We start from the raw sequence: 18,448 nt of genomic DNA, 5'->3' as shown, positions 1-18,448 counted from the left end.
AATATATTCATGATTGACGGTTTTTGATGAAGTTTTGGCTGCCACTGGTTTTATTGCTATTTATGCCCTCATCCCCCCAAGCGCTCAACACCAAAGAGCAGCAGTGGGTCGATGCGGTCGCGCTTACCTATGGCACAAGAGCGGGAAAACGCGTCGAAACATGGCGCAAAGAAATTGCCAAACACCAAAATGCTCCCGAACGTGACAAATTGACCGAAATAAATCGATTTTTCAATCAGCTGTACTTTGTTAATGATATCGATTTATGGGGAAAAAATGACTACTGGGCGACACCACTTGAGTTTCTAGGAAGCAACGCAGGGGATTGCGAAGATTTCACAATTGCGAAGTACTTCTCCCTGCTTGAACTGGGTATCGATGATAAAAAGTTGCGCCTCGTGTATGTTAAAGCCATTGAATTAAATCAGTTTCATATGGTTCTTGCGTACTATTCAACACCCAATGCCGAGCCCTTAATTTTAGACAATATAAACCCTGAGATTAAGCCAGCATCAACACGCCGTGATCTGTTACCGATCTACAGCTTTAACGGTAAAAATTTATGGCTAATGAAATCCAAAAATGGCCAGCTTGCAGGAGACTCTTCACGATTAAGTCTTTGGAATGACTTACGTGAACGGGAACGCTCGCTAAAATTGAATAAACCAATTGTAAGTTACGATGAGTAAGTAATATGACGCTATATAAACAACTTGTCGCGGGAATGATTGCCGTCTTCATTATGCTGATGACTTCAGTCTTTATTATTGAATTCAATACGACCCGCAACAACTTAGAGCAGCAGCAGCGCTCTGAAGTCAACAACACCATCAACACCGTCGGTTTGGCGCTGGCACCTTATTTGGAGAAGAAAGATAAGATTGCGGTTGAGTCGGTTATCAATGCCTTGTTTGATGGCAGCTCTTACTCAGTCGTACGATTGATTTTTCTAGACGATGACGAAGAGATTCTGCGATCTTACCCTGTAAAACCTAATAACGTTCCGCAATGGTTTACCAATTTACACCTGTTTGCACCGATCCATGATCAACGCGTTGTAACCAGTGGTTGGATGCAGCTTGCTGAAGTCGAAATTGTCAGCCACCCTGGCGAGGCCTATGCGCAATTATGGAAGGCGCTGATTCGGCTACTTATCGCGTTTAGCGCTATTTTTGTGATTGGCCTTGCCGCCATCGCTTTCATTCTGAAGCGCGCTTTACGCCCGCTGCAGATGATTGTCGAAAAAATGGAGCAAGTCGCACGCAACCATTTTGGTGAACCGCTACCGCGGCCAGCGACCAAAGATCTGATTTATGTAGTTGATGGTATCAATAGCATGTCAGCGCAGGTTGAAAAAGCGTTCAAAGCTCAGGCGCAAGAAGCGCAGCAACTGCGTGAGCGTGCTTATATTGACCCAGTTTCTCAACTTGGCAACCGCGCCTATTACATGAGTCAACTCAGTGGTTGGCTATCAGAAAGTGCCATAGGTGGCGCTGCTATTTTGCAAGCAGAGTTTATCAAAGAGCTTTACGAAGAAAAGGGTTATGAAGCAGGCGATGGTATGGTGCGCCATTTGGCTGAGCATCTAAAAGTGTCGATTACTTCACCTGATGTGACTCTGGCACGCATTTCTACCGAAGAGTTTGGCTTTATTTTGCCCAACATGGAAGAGAGTGAACTCAAAATCATCGCTGATAGTATTATGAATTTTGTGCAAGACACTCTAGCCGACCCAACTGGCATGGCATCAGCTAAAGTCTCTTTAGGTGTTGTTCATAATAAAGAACCAAAATCTTCAACACAGTTACTTTCCTTGCTCGACAACGCGTTAGCCATTGCAACTGCAAATCCAGAGCTGATTTACGGCTTTGTCAGCAGTGAAACCAAACAAACTGTGATGGGTAAACAGCAATGGAAAGCATTGGTTGAAGAAGCTATCCATAACGATTGGTTCAGTTTCCGTTTGCAGTCAGCCAATAATAGCTGGGGACAAACTTTCCACCGCGAAGTTTTTTCAGCGATTGAGCACGATGGCAAACGCTACAGCGCTAACCAATACTTATTTGCACTCGACCAACTCAATGCCAGCCATATTTTTGATGAATATGTTATTGAAACGATGATTCACAAGCTCGAAACGGGAGAGATAGCCGAACCATTAGCCATTAATATCGCTCAAAGCAGCCTTTCTCAACCCAGTTTTATTCGTTGGGTCACTCAGACTCTGGCGAAGCATCGCTCTATCTGTGAGAACCTACACTTTGAAATACCGGAAAACGCATTCCTCAACGCCCCTCACCATACGGCGCTATTTTGTAATGCCATAAGAGCAGCCGGCGCAGACTTTGGTGTCGATAACTATGGCCGGAATTTCCAATCATTAGACTACATCAACGAGTACCGTCCAAAATACGTGAAACTCGATTATCTATTTACTCACCATCTCGACGATGAAAAGCAAAAGTTCACCTTAACGTCGATTTCTCGCACAGCACACAATTTAGGAATCACCACAATTGCGTCAAGGGTAGAAACGCAAACTCAACTTGATTTCCTTTCCGAGCATTTTATAGAAGTCTTCCAAGGCTTTATTGTGGATAAATAAAAAAGGTCAGATGTAATGCAAGACACGCTACTCAATTCGCTTATCTATGTGAGTCGTTATTATGGATTGGCGAATTCCCCAGAAGCACTGATCAACGGCCTACCTTTATCAGATGGGAAACTGACGCCTTTTCTCTTTCCTCGAGCAGCCGAAAGAGCGGGGTTAATCGCCAAGGAAAATCGCTCAGCATTGGATCAAATCCCAAAGTTGGTTTTCCCCGTTATCTTAATTTTAAAAGGCGGTGAGGCCTGTGTGCTCAGCAGCATCAACGAAGCGAATCAAGAAGCTGAGGTCGTCACTGCGGAGTCTGGTCTAATCCCCGTAGCTATTCCCTTAGAGGAACTGACTGAACGCTATATTGGCCGCTACTTCATGGTGAAAAAACAGTTTCGCTATGACGAGCGATCACCAGAAATATTAAAGACCCGTGATGGCCACTGGTTTTGGGGTACGTTATGGCAGTCAAAGCACATTTATCGCGATGTGTTGATCGCTTCCATTTTAATCAATTTGTTTGCCATTGCGGCACCAATGTTCAGCCGTTTAGTGTATGACAAAGTCGTGCCTAACCTTGCGTTTGAAACCTTGTGGGTATTAGCGAGCGGGATTTTTGTGATCTTCTTATTCGATCTGCTCCTCAAACTACTTCGCAGTTATTTTATTGATGTGGCGGGCAAAAAATCTGACATTCTGATCTCTTCCAAGCTCTTTAGTAAAGTGATGGGGATCAGAATGGAGTCTCGTCCTCCTTCTGTCGGTGCGTTTGCGCGACATTTACAAGAGTTCGAATCCATACGCGAATTCTTTACCTCAGCAACCATCTCATCATTGATTGACCTGCCATTTGCACTGCTCTTTTTAGTGCTGATCTGGCTAATGGCGGGCAGCTTAGTGCTGGTACCTATCGCCGGTGTACTGATCATTGCTATCTATTCTCTGCTCATCCAAGCACCTCTACGACGGGCGATTGAAGAGGGCTCTCGACTGGCATCACAAAAATACGCCAACCTGATTGAAAGTTTAGCTGGACTTGAAACGGTGAAACTCTTTGGCGCTCAAAGTCAGTTTCAATATCGCTGGGAAGAAGCGGTTGCGCACATGGCGAACTGGAACATTAAAAGCCGTCGAATTACTGATGGTATTCAAAATACTGCCGGCTTTGTTCAGCAAGCCGCGAACGTTGGCATGATCATCTTAGGCGTCTATCTGATATCCAACGGCGATTTAACCATGGGTGGGCTCATCGCCGCAACCATGCTCAGCGGCCGTGCGATTGGCCCAATGGTACAACTATCATTACTTTCAACACGCTACAACCAAGCCAAATCGTCCTTAAAAATCATTGAGCAAGTGATGCAAATGCCCGATGAGCAAGAAGAAGGTAAACGCTATATTCATCGTCCGATTGTGCAAGGTAAAATTGAGCTAGACAAAATCACTTTTCACTACCCTAATGCGCCTGTTGCATCAATACGTGACTTAAGTATAACGATTCATCCGGGTGAAAAAGTAGCGATCATAGGCCGCATCGGCTCAGGGAAGACCACCTTAGAGCGCCTTATTATGGGGTTATATCAACCGACCGAGGGGAATGTTCGTATTGATGACACCGATATCGCGCAACTGCATCACATTGATGTGAGACGTAATATTGGTTGCGTACCTCAAGACAGCAACCTATTTTACGGTTCAATTCGCGATAACATCACGCTCGGGCGTCCCTTAGTTGATGATAGAGATGTGATGGATGCCGCCAACCGAGCGGGAGTTACCGCGTTCACACAGCAAGACCCCGCGGGGTTAGAACGACAAGTGGGTGAAGGCGGCTTGTTGTTGTCTGGTGGTCAGAGGCAAGCGGTAGCCATTGCTCGTGCACTGCTCGGACGCCCACCCGTTTTGCTACTTGATGAGCCCACCAGCGCCATGGACAATCGCTCTGAAATGCACATCAAACATCAACTGTCTCAATTGACACCAAGTGAGACGTTAATATTAATTACTCATAAAACGTCAATGCTCGATGTGGTTGATCGCGTCATTGTGATGGAGAAAGGCTGTGTCATTGCCGATGGTCCTAAATCGATGGTGTTAAACGATCTCAAACAGGGCAAAGTGAGATCAGTGCAATAGCTACCTTACTAGAAATAGCATAATCAGCAAAAAACGAGGCAAAATACCTCGTTTTTTGCTTAGCACTCTGAGATAAGAATGTTAGATCCCTCCGACATCTTCATCTTCAAGCATCGAAGCACATTTAATCTCATACTGGTTAAATGAGAAGATACTAGCGCCATGAGCCCGCTTGGTGATGATCCGCTCATCATCAAATTGCACCGAAACATGGGTATAAACTTTATTTTTGACTTCGATCGTATTCATTTCGAGTAATTGCTCAAACTCCTCTCCCAGCATATCCAACGCCAATTTTGCTTTTTCTAAACGATCATTAGTCTGTTTCTTAAATTCATCAATTTTTAGCAGTTCCTCTTCCGAGCGCTCCGCTTTAGGCTTTTTCTTAAATTCAATCTCACGGCGGATCACTTCCATCGTCGCTTCTTGCGCTTGTTTATAATGCTCTTTGTGTTTCGCGACCCGTTCTTTATACACAGCATAACGAGCAAAAGCCTGCACAGTCGTGGCGGTATCGCCTTCAACGCCTAGATTGAAGCAAACGATCTTACCACCAACTTTCGCGTGACCACCGCTGAGTGTGCCTTGCTTCTCTTTACTATCTAATACTTTTAGATCATTGCCACAGCGTAATTCATTGCTCATGCTGTGAACCGCTAAATTGATGTCATCCGCCGCTTGCAGTTCGCTAAATTGAGCATAGTTAGCCGTGATAGAGCCTCCTGATTTGATAATGCATGTTCTTGCTTCATCATCAAACACCGTATGGCCAATAATGCCTTTACCAACATCAATATTACCTTGGGCTTGAACATCAGCAGACTCAACAAACCCACCGATGGTGATTGAGCCCGTCGCTCTCACGATCATCCCAGGCTCGACATCGCCCGTGATGACAACACATCCTTTAAATTTCACGTGGCCAGTGGCTACACTGACGTTGTTTAAACATAAAGCGTTATCGACATCAACCGTTTTACTTTTCAGGATAGGCATGCCCGCTTGACTGGCCAGTAGCACATTCGGGTCATTGGGTGAGATGTAAGACCCCTTTCCTGCAACTAAGGCCGAGTCTTTACCTGGTTTAGGATCCAGCACTTTTCCTTGCACGGTATAGCCTGGCGTTCCTTTTGTTGCAGGAATTCGACGCATCACTTCATCATCTTGACCAACAGTGATGGTTTCACCTAAGTTGCGCATATCAATTTTGTTCTGTCCTTGCTTTTTGGTCGGTGCTAACACGCGCTTACTGACATCCTCAACCAAAGGAACAAATTGTGCGTCTTTACCTTGAATGGGTTCGCGCCCCTGCGCAACAGGTTGAGTGTATACTTCCCCTGGCTTCAAGGTATTACTTACCATTAACACTTTCTTTAAAGCCAGTTTGTTGATGCCTTTTGTTACGTGGGAATGAGCCAATGCATACACCAACTCACTACCGCGCAATGCTCTGCCACCATATGCACCCGTCACGACCATGCTGGCTAACATATCTCGATCACTAAATTCAATCTCAACCGAAGCGTTCTTTTTCTCTGCAATGGTGATTCCAGAGAATGCTTCACCCTTACCCTCTTTTGCACAGTTGATAAAGCGGGTAACTTCAGTTTCATTTAAGAAAAATGTCGATGCAGATAACTCAAACAATGCTTCTTTCAAGCCTGCTTGGTCAAAATTTTTGTCGATGGACTCCGTCCCAGGCAGCTGGGCAATGACTTGTTTTTTGTCCTCTGAAAGCGAAATTAAGCGTTTCCACATACTACTTAACCCATATGGTTAGATTCCGTTCGTATGGCAGTGTATACAATTTACAGTATGGACTAAATCTTTAGGCAACCAAATTAAGGGCTACATCACTTAGTCACGACGAAACGAACCACATAACCTAAAAATAAACGAAAGAATGAGTTACGCGAAATTTTACAGTGTAAATAATCTGTTCAGTATTCAGACAATATCGGAAAATCATGTTTACTGTTAAAGGCGTAAGTCACCTTAACAGTGCAACCATCTTTTGAATATTCCAATGACTCACACAATTTAGAGACCAACATAATCCCTCGACCGTGTGTACAGTTGCCGTCTGCAACCGTATGTTGGTAGTCAAAGCCTTCGCCATTATGCTCAAGTGAAAAGCTCAATTGTCCCACCGTTGGGTCATAATCAATGTCTAGTTTAATCCATAACGATTCATCTAACTCATCCATACACTCTTCACGTCGTTGGTAAAAAGTGAGAAATCCATCTGGGTCATCTTTTAGTGAAGAATTAAGTTTTAATAACCCATGCTCAATGGCATTGGCAAACAGTTCTGACAATACAGAGCAAACGAGGTCAAGATGCTCGCCACCACTGATAAAACCGCGAACAATGTTACGCATCTCGACCATAATTGAAATCTTTTTAAGAATTGAAGCAGGAAAAAAGAGATGGCTTTGCATTGGTATATGGCTAAGAAACTGTTTTTTTTGCGACGCTAATATTTCATTATTATTGGTAATTGGAAATGTCATTGAAAGAATTGAGAGGTCATCACCATGGCCACGATTGGAAAACTGGCATACTTCATCGTACAAATCTGAAATCTGAGTCTTACCGTTCCGTTGCAAAACTTGTTCGAGTCGCAACTGGCCAAATTGTTCCCCGTTTTCATTCATCGCTTCGGTAATACCGTCGGTATAACAGAGGATAGTTTGGTTAGGTTTTAATTTGAGATGAACTAAATTTACTTCAAATTCATCAGCATCCAGAACTCCCAGCGGCATATGTGTAGAAACGAGACGACGAACGATGTTGCTCTCTTCATCCAGTAAATAACCATCAGGCAAACCACCTCCCCACCACGAAACCTCGAAGCCGTTGGCTCGTATCTCAAATACACTGGCGGCAAGCATCATGCCAACAGGCAAAAACTTTACTAACGCACTATTAAGTTCTGCGACCATTTCGCCAAGCGACATCCCTTTTTCTGCCATTGAAAAAAAAGTACGCGTAGCAGGGATCGTTGAAATCGCGGCAGGTAATCCATGCCCAGTGGCATCGGCGATCATGATGTAGACACCACCATAGGGCCGGTTCGCCACAATGATGAGATCACCATTAAAAATGGTCGAAGGTGTGGAGATATAACTGATGCCATAGATATTGCTGACTTTTGCACTCATCTCCTCCATTAAGTTGGTGAAAATGGATTCGGCGATGGCATAGTCATATTGTACTTGTTCGTTGAAATAATTGAGTTTATCTCGCTGTTGAGTGACTTCATTATGCATTTTCACAATACGGTAATGAGCCTGCACTTTAGCGAGCAGTACGCTTCGCTCTACTGGTTTAAGAATAAAATCATCGCCCAGCGATAAACAGCGTTCAAACGAATCATGATCATCAAGCACGGTCAAAAATATAATAGGGATATGGTGATTAGGAAAAGAGTCGCGGATCTCTTTTGCGGTGGTGAAGCCATCTTTAACTGGCATCATCACATCCAACAAAATAACGTCGGGTAAGACGTCCATGACGAGCATCGCCTCAACAGCATCAGCGCCATTTTCGAAGGTATCGATATGCTCGGCAATAGGCAATAAGATAAACCGACACAGCTCCCTATTCGATTTATGGTCATCAACGATCGTTACGCGCATCGGCTCACTCCTTAAGCATTATTCGATACTAAATTTTTTATCAAACCGAGAAATCAGTAAGATTTTCCTTATTTGGGGTAAGGTATTGGTAATTCGGATCATGCCATCACTTTGCTCAAGATATTTCTGCATATTGAGCAGCATGCCAAGACCAGCACTGTCAATATAATCCACCTTGCGTAAATCAATGGTGAATCTAAAACCTCGATAGGGTGAATAACTATTACGAAATTCTTTAACTAGGTTAAAGCCAAAAGCACCATCAATCGCGATAGTAATGTGTTTCGCATTGCTATCTATTTCAGTTTCTATACTCATCGTACTCCCTCCTAGAAAAGCTCGACTTCGCCTTCGTCCATATTAGTTTGGATTGCGGCGGGACCACTTCGATTGTGCAGGCGCTCTGTCAATTGGTGAAGTTGTTCTGCCCATGCTGCTTTAGTCATGCTTTGTGTTAGTAAAGCGTTCAATAACTCATTTGCTTCTTGCAAATAATCAATAGACGCATGCGCATAATCACTTTGTTGAACCACAATGTCAGCAAATTGAAGGGCACGGACGCCATTACTCACTTGCTGGGTTAATTCTTGTCCTAATTCTTGAATTTTTTGCACTTCTTGCTCTATTTCTATATTCACTTGTTGGACACCACGCAGCATGTGGTCCACTTTCTCTTTCGACTCAATAACGTGAGTCATATCTATCGATGCCATTTCGCCAACGGTTTTGTTTGCTCTTTGTACTGTTTGTTGAGCAACATTAATTTCTGATTCAATTTGAGTATTCAGCGTTCTTGCTTTAACCGACAAGTCGCGCACCTCTTGAGCCACGACCGCGAAGCCTCGCCCTGCCTCGCCCGCTCGCGCTGCTTCAATCGCCGCATTCAGCGCCAATAAGTTGGTCTGTTCCGATAGGCTTCTCACTTGATTTAACAGTTTAAAGACCATATCCAATTTTTCTGACATGTCGTGAATGCTGTGTACCGCTGAAATACTTTTCTCCGAAATATCAATCAGAATTTGCACAAAGCCATCAATAATCGCCTCAGTCTTTGGTAGTACGGTGGTGAGATCATATTCGCTGCCTTGGTTTGCCAATAAGTTATTGACCAAGGTACTTGAAACGTGACTCTGTTTTTGGCTGATATCTTGCAAGCCAAAAAATGCGTTATTTAATGTCTCTACTGAACCTTCAATCACGGTGTGCTGCATGGTTAAAGGGCTACTCACTTTGGGTAGCGTCTCTTTGAACAGTTTTTCAATACTCTGTAGATGTTGCTGCGTTTCAAGAGTGGACTCTTCTTCAACCTTATTTTGGTTGGCTTTAGCTTTGTTTTGTTCACTAAAATTCATAGACAATACTAGCCAAGGTATTGCTGCCGCAAAAATCATTAGCCCCATGCTCCATAAATTAGAGGAGTGAAGCATGACGGCAAAAAGGGCCATTAGCTGCAAAACTAAAGCTAAAATATATTTTGCTTTTGGTGTCACTGTTTTATTTATCATCACCCATTCCTTGCTTCTCTATGTTGAGCTTATTTAATGAGACAACACTAGCGATAGAGCTCATCACAAATCCATTGTGGTATGGCATTTAACGCTTTGATATTCTGTGTTGCGCCAATCTCTACTGCCGCTTTGGGCATTCCCCACACCACTGATGTTTTTTCGTCTTGAGCTAAAGTCAATGCGCCACACAACTTCATTTTGAGCATGCCTTGTGCTCCATCTTTGCCCATTCCGGTTAAGAGGATACCGATGGCTTTGTCTCCCACATTTTCAGCAACCGTATCAAACATCACATCTACTGAGGGTTTATGACGATTGACCGCAGGTCTATCGTCAACTTGACAGTAAAGGTGAGTGCCTTTTTTTATCACCATCAGATGCTTATCTCCGGGAGCAACATAAGCGCATCCATTCACTAAAGGCGCTTGATTAGCGGACAACTCTCTTACCTCTACAGCGCTACAAAGATTCAAACGCTCTGCAAAGGGGCGAGTAAACATCGCACTGATATGTTGAGTGATCACGATCGGTGGCAACCCTGCTGGTAAAACAGAGAATATGCTTTTTAATGCTTCTGTTCCGCCCGTTGAGGCTCCAATCGCGATCAACTGATAACGCGCCTCTTGGTGGCTAGCCGCTATCAGTTCGACCTGATTAACCGCCGCAGAATGATGCGATTGAACGACATTTGCCCCTGCCGCCATTTTTATTTTGTCGTTCACCAGCTCCCTATAACTTGCCATTTCAGCCGTGTTTTCGACCGACGGTTTAGGGAAGTAATCCACTGCACCAAGCTCTAATGCTTCTAACGTGGCTTGAGCGCCATGCTGGGTCAAGGTTGAAATCATCACTACCGGCATAGGGCGTAACCGCATAATATTTTTTAAAAATTGCACGCCATTCATTTTTGGCATTTCAATATCTAGCGTTAGCACATCAGGGTTGTGCTGCTTGATAAGCTCTCGGGCTTGGTAAGGATCTTGTGCCATTGCGACGACGTCTAACATAGGGTCAGCATTAATCAGCTCGCAGAGCAGTGCTCTAAAAACGGGAGAATCATCGACAATCAGCACTTTGATTTTTTTCATTTAAATAGCTCCACATCATCACTCTCTTCATGCGCTTTACGATCCAACTGTGTGGCATAAACCTTTTCTTGAAAACTTAACCGGCTCACTTCGGTCAATGGAATTCTTTTTAGCCACACTTTACCTGTCATGGGTTCGAAAATGACTTTTCTCGGTTCGTCCCCCCCCAAGTCACTGGCTTCGACAATAAGCCTTTCTTGCTCAACATAGTTTTTGATGAAATCTATGTTTTTCTGGCCAATCATGGCTTTAAAACCCAGCATTTGTGCTCCACCAAAGAGTTTTACTCGTAAGCGCTGACGCTCAGCCCCCATTTTGATCAACTGATTAATCAGTAGCTCCATCGCATAGCAACCATAACGAGAGGCGGTTGAAGCAATATCATCAGGATGCCAGTGATCAATTTGTGAATAATTATCAAAAGGCAATAAAAAATGGTTCATCCCCCCAACTTTGGCCGCTTGGTCCCACATACAGGCGGTAACGCAAGAACCTAAACCGGTACAAATGACCTCTTGTCGCATCGTACAGTACAACCCACCGGGCAAAACCTTTACCCAATCCACTTTTTGTTGGGGATGATAAAATCGGCTGAAATTCCGATTGTCGGTTGCCAAATGCATCGCCAACGAGGTCATTAATTGTTCCTCATTTTTTCACGTAAATGGTGTGGCCGAGATGATGAAAAACATCAGCACAGCGCCCCACACTTTCTGAATGACCCAAAAATAAAATCCCATTCGGTTTCAACCATTCATAGAACCTTTCGATCAAAGCCTCCTGAGTGGGTTTATCAAAGTAGATCATCACGTTTCGGCACGAAATGAGGTCTAAATTCTTAGGTAACGTCCAAGGAGATAATAAATTCAGTTGCTGAAAATGGACAAAACGTTGTAATTGACTGGCGACTTTTATTTTTCCCTGTTTGATACCGCGCCCTTTTACAAAGCACTTTTTAAGATAGTGCTGTGGAATAGTAACCACAGCCTCATCGGTATAAATGCCCGCTTGCGCATGTGCCAAAACCTGTGTGTCTAAATCTGTTGCATAGATATCAACATTGTCTGCGAAATCAAATAAACCGCTGCTGTATAACGACGCAATAAAACTGTATGGCTCTTCACCACTAGAGCAGCCAGCAGACCAAATTTTAGGATGACGCACGCCCTGTGATCGCCACTCATCAAGCAGTACTTTTTCTAAAAACTCAAAGTGGTGATACTCGCGAAAAAACTGGGTTTTGTTAGTCGTTAACGCATTGATAAAGTGGATCCGCTCTTGCTCATTATGCTCAATAAGCTCCTTGTAATCACAGAAACGCTGAATCCCCCGTCGACGCATCTGACGGCTCAAACGGCCGTAAACCATCGCTCGCTTCGCATCCGACAAGTAAATGCCGGCCGTTTTGTGCATAAACCACTGGATGAATTTGAAATCCTTTGCGGTGAGTTCAAATTCTTGGTCATTGTTCATCATGATTGGATGGCTATCTGTTAGAACTCTTCCCATTCATCTCCATCCTCATTGAGGTTGAGCCCAGAATTGGCAACGTTATTGGTGGCTTTAATGCCTGCCACTTTCTTGACCTTGGGTTTGGGTTGATGGGCGGAGATGGCTGTTCTTTTGGGCTCGAACGTTTTGATGTTGTCATCGGTGGTGAAATAGCTCATCAAGCTAATCAGCTCTTTCCCTTCATCTTTCAACGATTGGCTGGCCGCAGAGGTTTGTTCAACAAGAGAGGCATTTTGCTGCGTCATCTCATCCATGGCTGTAATTGCACGATTGATTTCGTCAATGCCCGTCGATTGTTCAATACTGGATGATGCAATTTGGGCGATGAGATCAGATACTTTTGCTACAGCGTCCACAATCTCATTCAATGTTGCTCCTGACTCATCAACTAAACGCGATCCCTCTTCGACTTTCTCAACACTATCTTTAATCAGCCCTTTAATCTCTTTCGCCGCTGCTGCGCTACGCTGCGCAAGGTTTCGAACCTCTCCAGCAACAACAGCAAATCCACGCCCTTGTTCTCCGGCTCTTGCCGCTTCTACCGCTGCGTTCAAAGCCAATAAATTGGTTTGAAAGGCTATCTCGTCTATCACTCCAATAATATCGGCAATCTTCTTACTCGAACGATTAATTTCCGACATGGCCGAGATCGCTTGCCCCACCACTTCACCACCTTTACTGGCTTTTTTGGCAGCATCACTCGCTAGATCGTTCGCACCTTTGGCGTTATCTGCATTTTGGCGCACGGTCGCTGTCATCTCTTCCATACTCGCGGCCGTTTCTTCTAAATTGGATGCTTGAGCTTCCACCCGTTGGCTCAAATCATTATTGCCTTGCGCGATTTCTGTTGACGCCGTAGCCACTCTGGCAGAAGAAATGGTGATTTTTTCAACCATATCGCGCAGGTTAGCAATCGAGGTATTGACCGCATTTTGCAGTTGACCAAACTCACCTTGGCTGCCCTCTTCCATCTTGGTATTCAAATCGCCATCTGCCACTTTGCTCATGACGTCAATACACTGAGCCAGCGGTGAAACTAAGGTATCAAGCAAGTTATTAATCCCCTCGCCCAACTCCCGCATAAATCCGCTGTACACGGTGGTATCAATTCGTTCATTCAACTGCCCTGCGATAGCTTTTTGAATGAGGCTCTCTACTTGGTATTGACCATCTTGTTGTTCGGTAATATCGATCCATTGCAATGCAGGGCCAATGTATTCCCCTTTGTGATTGTGCATCGCAATACAAGTTAAATTAAATTGCAGCGCCCCCACTTTGATGTTGGATGAAAATGGCAAACGATCAGGGTTGGCAATTATGCTACGTTGATGGCCCGGGTTTTTATGAAAGATATCGATATTTTGTCCGACCAGATTATTGACGTCAAAGCTTGTTAATACTGTCCTCAACTCACTTTCTCTTGTACGCATCAACTTGGTCAATGAAGGGTTTAAGTATTGAATAATACCCTCTTTATCGGCCATCATTAGGTTGGTTGTCATCCCCTCGACTGCCGAAGCTAAGCGGCCAATTTCTTGCTCTTTTGCAATCTCTTGAGTGACATCACGCCACTCTAATGTGTTCCCGATATAAATACCGTCTTCATCAATAATGGCGCCAACATTAAGCTCGATCTTCACTCCTTTAATCGTAATCATGGTAGTGAAAGGCAAGTTGGCTGGATTCGACAACATGTGGCGTTGATGCTGTGGATTGACGTGAAAACCATCGATGCAGTAGCCAATCAATGACGACTCTTCAGCTTTAAAATCAGGCCAGACACTTTGAAAAAGCACTTCATGCTGCTTGAGTAGAATCAATGACTGCTTATTGAGATAGGTGATTTGAAAATCTCGGTTAATCATCATCAATGCGGTTTTTGCTGCATTAAGAGCAGAAAGAAGCTGCTGATTGGAGAGCCCTTCATTCTCATCGACCAATGGATCTTCTATCTGCTCAACAAATTTTTTTGGTTCTGGTTTGCGGTTCCAAAATGCCATGAGTATTCCCTCACAAAATAGCGTCTTCTACGAATGTCTGATTTAACCCAGGTACATCAAAAAGGGTCTCGATATTAATTAGGATCAAATGACCGTTAGCCACACTAGCAATTCCCTTCATAAATTGTGGTTCAACCGTGGTGGATAAGGCTGGTACAGGTTTTATCTCTTCAGCGGCTAAGTCATACACTTCTGAAACACCATCGACAATAATGCCGAGCGGATTGCGTTGCGCGTCATTCAAAACGATAACAACTGTCGTGGCCCCAATCTGTGCAGGTGGCAGACGAAAACGAATTCGAAGATCAACAATCGGTACGTACTCACCACGAATATTGAGTAAGCCAACTAAGTAATCCGGTGCATTGGGTACAGAGCGCACATCACTCCAGCCGCGAACTTCTCGGACCTCAAGGATTGGCACAGCGTACTCATCGTTATCCAGCACGAAACTAAGAAACTCTTGTTTAGACATCAGGGTTCCTCACTCAGTATTCGGTGCATATCAAGGAGCCCTTGGGTATCGAGCAGTGACATGACCTCTTCGCCAACATTGAGCAAACCGAGCGAATACGCAGCGGCAGGTGTTTCCCCCACGGCAGGAAACAGCACATTATCTCCCTGGCCAATCACATCACTCACTGCATCAACGACTAAGCCCATAATACGAGGCCGCTCTTGTTGCAGGCTACGAAGTACCAACACCACAGTCGTGGGAAAGTAGCCACAAGCCTCCATACCAAATCGAAGGCGCAGATCGATAATAGGCACAATCATGCCGCGTAAATTAATCACACCTTTCACAAAGCTAGGCGCTCGAGGAATAGGCGTAGGTGGCTCCCATACTCGAATCTCTTCAACATCTTGAATTGCTACCCCGTACAACTCATTCGCTAACCGGAAACTCAGAAAATCGGCCTCACAGCTTCTTTCTTCATAAACAGCATTCAAAACACTCTGTGTTTGATTCTCTTGTTGATGATTTGGTGAATAATCATATTCCATGGCTCTTCCCTGTCACCTTCACTAAGCGGCAATAATCTTGGGAGATAAACTTGAACGTCGATTCGAGTACGTGGAGATTAACCCTTGAATATCTAAAATGAGCGAAACGGAACCATCTCCCAAAATCGTAGCTCCTGATATGCCTGCCACTTTGCAGTAATTTGACTCTAAGCTCTTTATAACCACTTGCTGCTGGTCTAGCAGCTCGTCAATCAATAAGCCAACGCGACACCCAGCGGCTTCAACAAAGCAGAGTATTCTATCGGGCAAAGCACCACTTGATCCCATTTCCAGTTCATCTTGCAGACGTAAGATAGGAATATTTTCGTCACGAAGCCGGTACAGCTCAACCCCACCGGCGGCATACTTCACATTAGCTAAGTTGATTTGGATAGATTCGATAATGGTGAGCAGTGGGATGATGTAAACTTCCCCGCCTACTTTGATCAATTGCCCATCGAGGATGGCTAAAGTGAGTGGTAAACAGATAGTGAAATGGCTGCCTTTACCTAACGTGGATTCGACATCAATATGCCCACCCAACTCTTCGATATTACGTTTTACAACATCCATACCGACGCCACGACCTGAAATATCAGACACTTGTTCTGCTGTTGAAAACCCTGCGGCAAAAATAAGGTTAAGGATCTGTTTGTCGGTGATATCTTCACGCCGTGTATCTTTAGGTAATACACCTTTTTCTAGCGCCTTTTGAAATATTCTTTCACAGTTTATCCCCGCGCCATCATCTTTCACTTCGATCACTATCGAGCCACCTTGATGATAAGCATGTAGTTCAATGGTGCCGATTTCTGGTTTGCCTTGTTCAAGGCGAATGTGTGGCTGCTCAATTCCGTGGTCAATACCATTTCTGACTAAATGAACCAATGGATCAACAATACGTTCAAGGACGGTTTTATCGAGCTCGGTGTGCTCGCCAATGATGTTCAGTTCTACTTTTTTTTCAAGTCGGCCGCACAAGTCTCGCACAAGGCGAGGAAAGCGGCTAAAAGCAAAGCTCATCGGCAGCATGCGAATATTGAGCACATTTTCTTGTAAATCTTTACTGTTTTGCAAAAGCTGAACTAGGCCTGCTTGCAACTTTTCTAATTTATCCATGGTGAAATCGTTGCCGATTTCGGTCAGCATTGATTGGGTGATAACAAGTTCCCCAACCAAATTAATCAGGCTGTCGACTTTCTCAATATCGACGCGAATAGAGCTTACGCTGGATTCTGCTTTCGCCACTTTGGGCGCAACAGCGGGCGTAGACTCTATTGATTTTATGAGATCGATGGGTTTTATGAGATCAACTTGCTCTGCTGATTCGGTAGGGGGAACAGCGTTCGCATGAAACGTAGGTGGCGCCTCGGCCAAAGATTCCTTGCTCTCGCTGATCATATCTTGGGTCGTCGATTCTGGTACTAAAGGTTCAACAATTAAGTCACATTCATCTTCAACCCATTCAAAGATTTCGCGAATATCACTCTCTTGCACTTGGCTACTGAGAAAAATCGTCCAGCTTAAATAACAAAGCTCAGCCTCTATTTCCGCCAATTCGGGAAGGTGTTCAAGCTGAGCTTCCGCCCTGCACTGATCATCCAGTTCATAAAGCTCTCGTAGCAACCGAAGTGGATCATTACCACTGAAATAAAGTTCTCTATGCGGAGTAAAAACAACTTTCCAACCTAAGCGGTTCTCGTTGTCAGAAGCCTTTAAGAGCGATGACGTCTGTTCATCTTCGGCGTCAAGCGAGTGATGGTCTGCTAGTTCATGATCAATCGTTGAATTGTCGGCAAGTAAAGCATGCAGTGACTGGCTGACTCTCTGCTGAAGCTCACTATCAACCTCATCATGGCTCTCATACCCCGCGAGCATATTGCGAATGCAATCACCGCTTTTCAGTAAAATGTCCACACTTTGAGCGGTGAGAGTTGATTTTTCGTTACGGACGAGGTCAAGATACGCTTCGACAGAGTGGGTAAATTCACTGATATCCAGTAAACTAAAGGTCGCCGCGCCACCTTTAATCGAATGGGCAGCCCGAAAAATGGTATTAATAGTCTCTTTCTCAACTTGATTAGGGTCAAGATTAAGCAGTACATTTTCAAGCACTTCAAGATTTTCACGACACTCTTCGTAAAACATCTTGCGCAACAGTTCCATGTCTAAAGCCATAGCTCTTCCTGCCAGTTAACGTCGTTTAACGAATGAAGCTTTTAATAAAATACGGTGTTCTATATGACCCGTTTTAGTGTTTTCAATAGCGTCTCAGGGTTGAACGGTTTGACCAACCATCCTGTAGCTCCCGCGAGTTTTCCTTCTTGTTTCTTTTCCATACTCGTTTCAGTGGTTAACATCAAAATAGGTATAAACTTATATTGAGCATTACCACGTATTGCTTTAACTAACTCAAAACCACCCATCACTGGCATGTTGACGTCCGAAATAACAACATCAAATTTGGTTTGTTGTGCCTTACGTAATGCATCACTTCCATCAGTAGCGGTTTCAACGTCATAGCCTGCATCTTTCAATGTATGGCTTAGCATTTGACGAATTGAAACCGAATCATCAACCGCGAGGATCTTTGTCATAGCCCCTTCCTTGCAAAATCTCATTACTCTGCGAACAAGCTTTCTAAAGCCAGTAGCGCAATACCTTCATTGAGCGTGTTTGTTGCGTTAACTAAAGTGATCTCAATTCCAGCTCGCTCTGCTGTCATAAACAAAGAAGCAAGCAGTTGCAGACCGGCAGCATCCACGCTATTAACTCGTGATGCATCTATCGTTAAAGGAGGAGTTAGGCTTAGCCATTGAAGATAATTTGCTTTGGAATCTAGTACCGTTGAAATTTCCAAAGATTCCGCCAACAAAAAATCCATATCTCATCCTTACGTACTATTTATATTCTATTTTTTAGGAGAACACCTGACTTTGAGTGTAGGAGGGAATACTCA

16 protein-coding genes are annotated in these 18,448 nt (G+C 44.2%); 3 read left to right on the top strand and 13 right to left on the bottom strand.

The features are described 5' to 3' along the window. Window positions 1–26: 26 nt before the first annotated feature. The 3 genes from NB504_RS07235 to NB504_RS07225 are packed head-to-tail and all read left to right on the top strand — an operon-like array spanning window position 27 to window position 4,735. Entirely contained in the window at window positions 27–689 is a 663-nt protein-coding gene (locus NB504_RS07235; RefSeq protein WP_026027195.1) for a transglutaminase-like cysteine peptidase, read from the top strand. Window positions 690–694: 5 nt separating this feature from the next. Beyond that, on the top strand, window positions 695–2,605 hold the full coding sequence (locus tag NB504_RS07230) for an EAL domain-containing protein (RefSeq protein ID WP_258428570.1): 1,911 nt from the start codon (window positions 695–697) through the stop codon (window positions 2,603–2,605). Between the two features lie 15 nt (window positions 2,606–2,620). After that, complete coding sequence (locus NB504_RS07225; RefSeq protein WP_013868207.1) at window positions 2,621–4,735, top strand: type I secretion system permease/ATPase; 2,115 nt, start codon at window positions 2,621–2,623, stop codon at window positions 4,733–4,735. Window positions 4,736–4,816: 81 nt separating this feature from the next. Here NB504_RS07225 and NB504_RS07220 read toward each other — a convergent pair whose 3' ends face one another. The 13 genes from NB504_RS07220 to NB504_RS07160 form a co-directional block, all read right to left on the bottom strand. Beyond that, window positions 4,817–6,493 carry a DUF342 domain-containing protein gene (locus tag NB504_RS07220; protein ID WP_258428569.1) on the bottom strand — a complete coding sequence of 559 codons (1,677 nt, stop codon included), beginning with the start codon at window positions 6,491–6,493 and terminating at the stop codon, window positions 4,817–4,819. Window positions 6,494–6,675: 182 nt separating this feature from the next. Continuing rightward, window positions 6,676–8,376: a fused response regulator/phosphatase gene (locus NB504_RS07215; RefSeq protein WP_170898976.1), complete on the bottom strand. Its 1,701-nt coding sequence runs from the start codon at window positions 8,374–8,376 to the stop codon at window positions 6,676–6,678. 18 nt (window positions 8,377–8,394) lie between these two features. Then, on the bottom strand, window positions 8,395–8,694 hold the full coding sequence (locus NB504_RS07210) for an STAS domain-containing protein (RefSeq protein WP_013868210.1): 300 nt from the start codon (window positions 8,692–8,694) through the stop codon (window positions 8,395–8,397). 11 nt (window positions 8,695–8,705) lie between these two features. Then, window positions 8,706–9,884, bottom strand: a complete 1,179-nt coding sequence (locus NB504_RS07205) for a methyl-accepting chemotaxis protein (RefSeq protein ID WP_258428568.1) — start codon at window positions 9,882–9,884, stop codon at window positions 8,706–8,708. Window positions 9,885–9,928: 44 nt separating this feature from the next. Next, window positions 9,929–10,972 carry a chemotaxis response regulator protein-glutamate methylesterase gene (locus NB504_RS07200; protein WP_017042334.1) on the bottom strand — a complete coding sequence of 348 codons (1,044 nt, stop codon included), beginning with the start codon at window positions 10,970–10,972 and terminating at the stop codon, window positions 9,929–9,931. Further along, window positions 10,969–11,610, bottom strand: coding sequence for a chemotaxis protein CheD (locus NB504_RS07195; protein ID WP_258428567.1), 642 nt, complete (start codon window positions 11,608–11,610; stop codon window positions 10,969–10,971). Before NB504_RS07195 ends, NB504_RS07200 begins: the two co-directional genes overlap by 4 nt. Window positions 11,611–11,620: 10 nt before the next feature. Further along, window positions 11,621–12,481, bottom strand: coding sequence for a protein-glutamate O-methyltransferase CheR (locus tag NB504_RS07190; RefSeq protein ID WP_258428566.1), 861 nt, complete (start codon window positions 12,479–12,481; stop codon window positions 11,621–11,623). Further along, on the bottom strand, window positions 12,466–14,484 hold the full coding sequence (locus tag NB504_RS07185; protein ID WP_258428565.1) for a methyl-accepting chemotaxis protein: 2,019 nt from the start codon (window positions 14,482–14,484) through the stop codon (window positions 12,466–12,468). The genes NB504_RS07190 and NB504_RS07185 overlap by 16 nt, the downstream gene beginning before the upstream one ends. A gap of 10 nt (window positions 14,485–14,494) precedes the next feature. Beyond that, on the bottom strand, window positions 14,495–14,959 hold the full coding sequence (locus NB504_RS07180) for a chemotaxis protein CheW (protein ID WP_013868216.1): 465 nt from the start codon (window positions 14,957–14,959) through the stop codon (window positions 14,495–14,497). Further along, a complete protein-coding gene (locus tag NB504_RS07175; protein ID WP_017044938.1) occupies window positions 14,959–15,489 on the bottom strand; it encodes a chemotaxis protein CheW in 531 nt (176 codons plus the stop codon). The genes NB504_RS07180 and NB504_RS07175 overlap by 1 nt, the downstream gene beginning before the upstream one ends. 21 nt (window positions 15,490–15,510) lie before the next feature. Beyond that, window positions 15,511–17,667 (bottom strand): chemotaxis protein CheA, encoded by a 2,157-nt coding sequence (locus NB504_RS07170; protein ID WP_258428564.1) that lies wholly within the window; start codon window positions 17,665–17,667, stop codon window positions 15,511–15,513. 59 nt (window positions 17,668–17,726) lie between these two features. Next, on the bottom strand, window positions 17,727–18,086 hold the full coding sequence (locus NB504_RS07165; RefSeq protein WP_026027193.1) for a response regulator: 360 nt from the start codon (window positions 18,084–18,086) through the stop codon (window positions 17,727–17,729). A gap of 23 nt (window positions 18,087–18,109) precedes the next feature. Further along, complete coding sequence (locus NB504_RS07160; RefSeq protein ID WP_017044940.1) at window positions 18,110–18,373, bottom strand: lipid asymmetry maintenance protein MlaB; 264 nt, start codon at window positions 18,371–18,373, stop codon at window positions 18,110–18,112. Between the last annotated feature and the right edge of the window lie 75 nt (window positions 18,374–18,448).

This window comes from Vibrio sp. RM-69-4 (genome assembly GCF_024743775.1).
Lineage (GTDB): Bacteria > Pseudomonadota > Gammaproteobacteria > Enterobacterales > Vibrionaceae > Vibrio > Vibrio anguillarum.
This window is presented reverse-complemented; position numbering and strand designations above follow the sequence as displayed.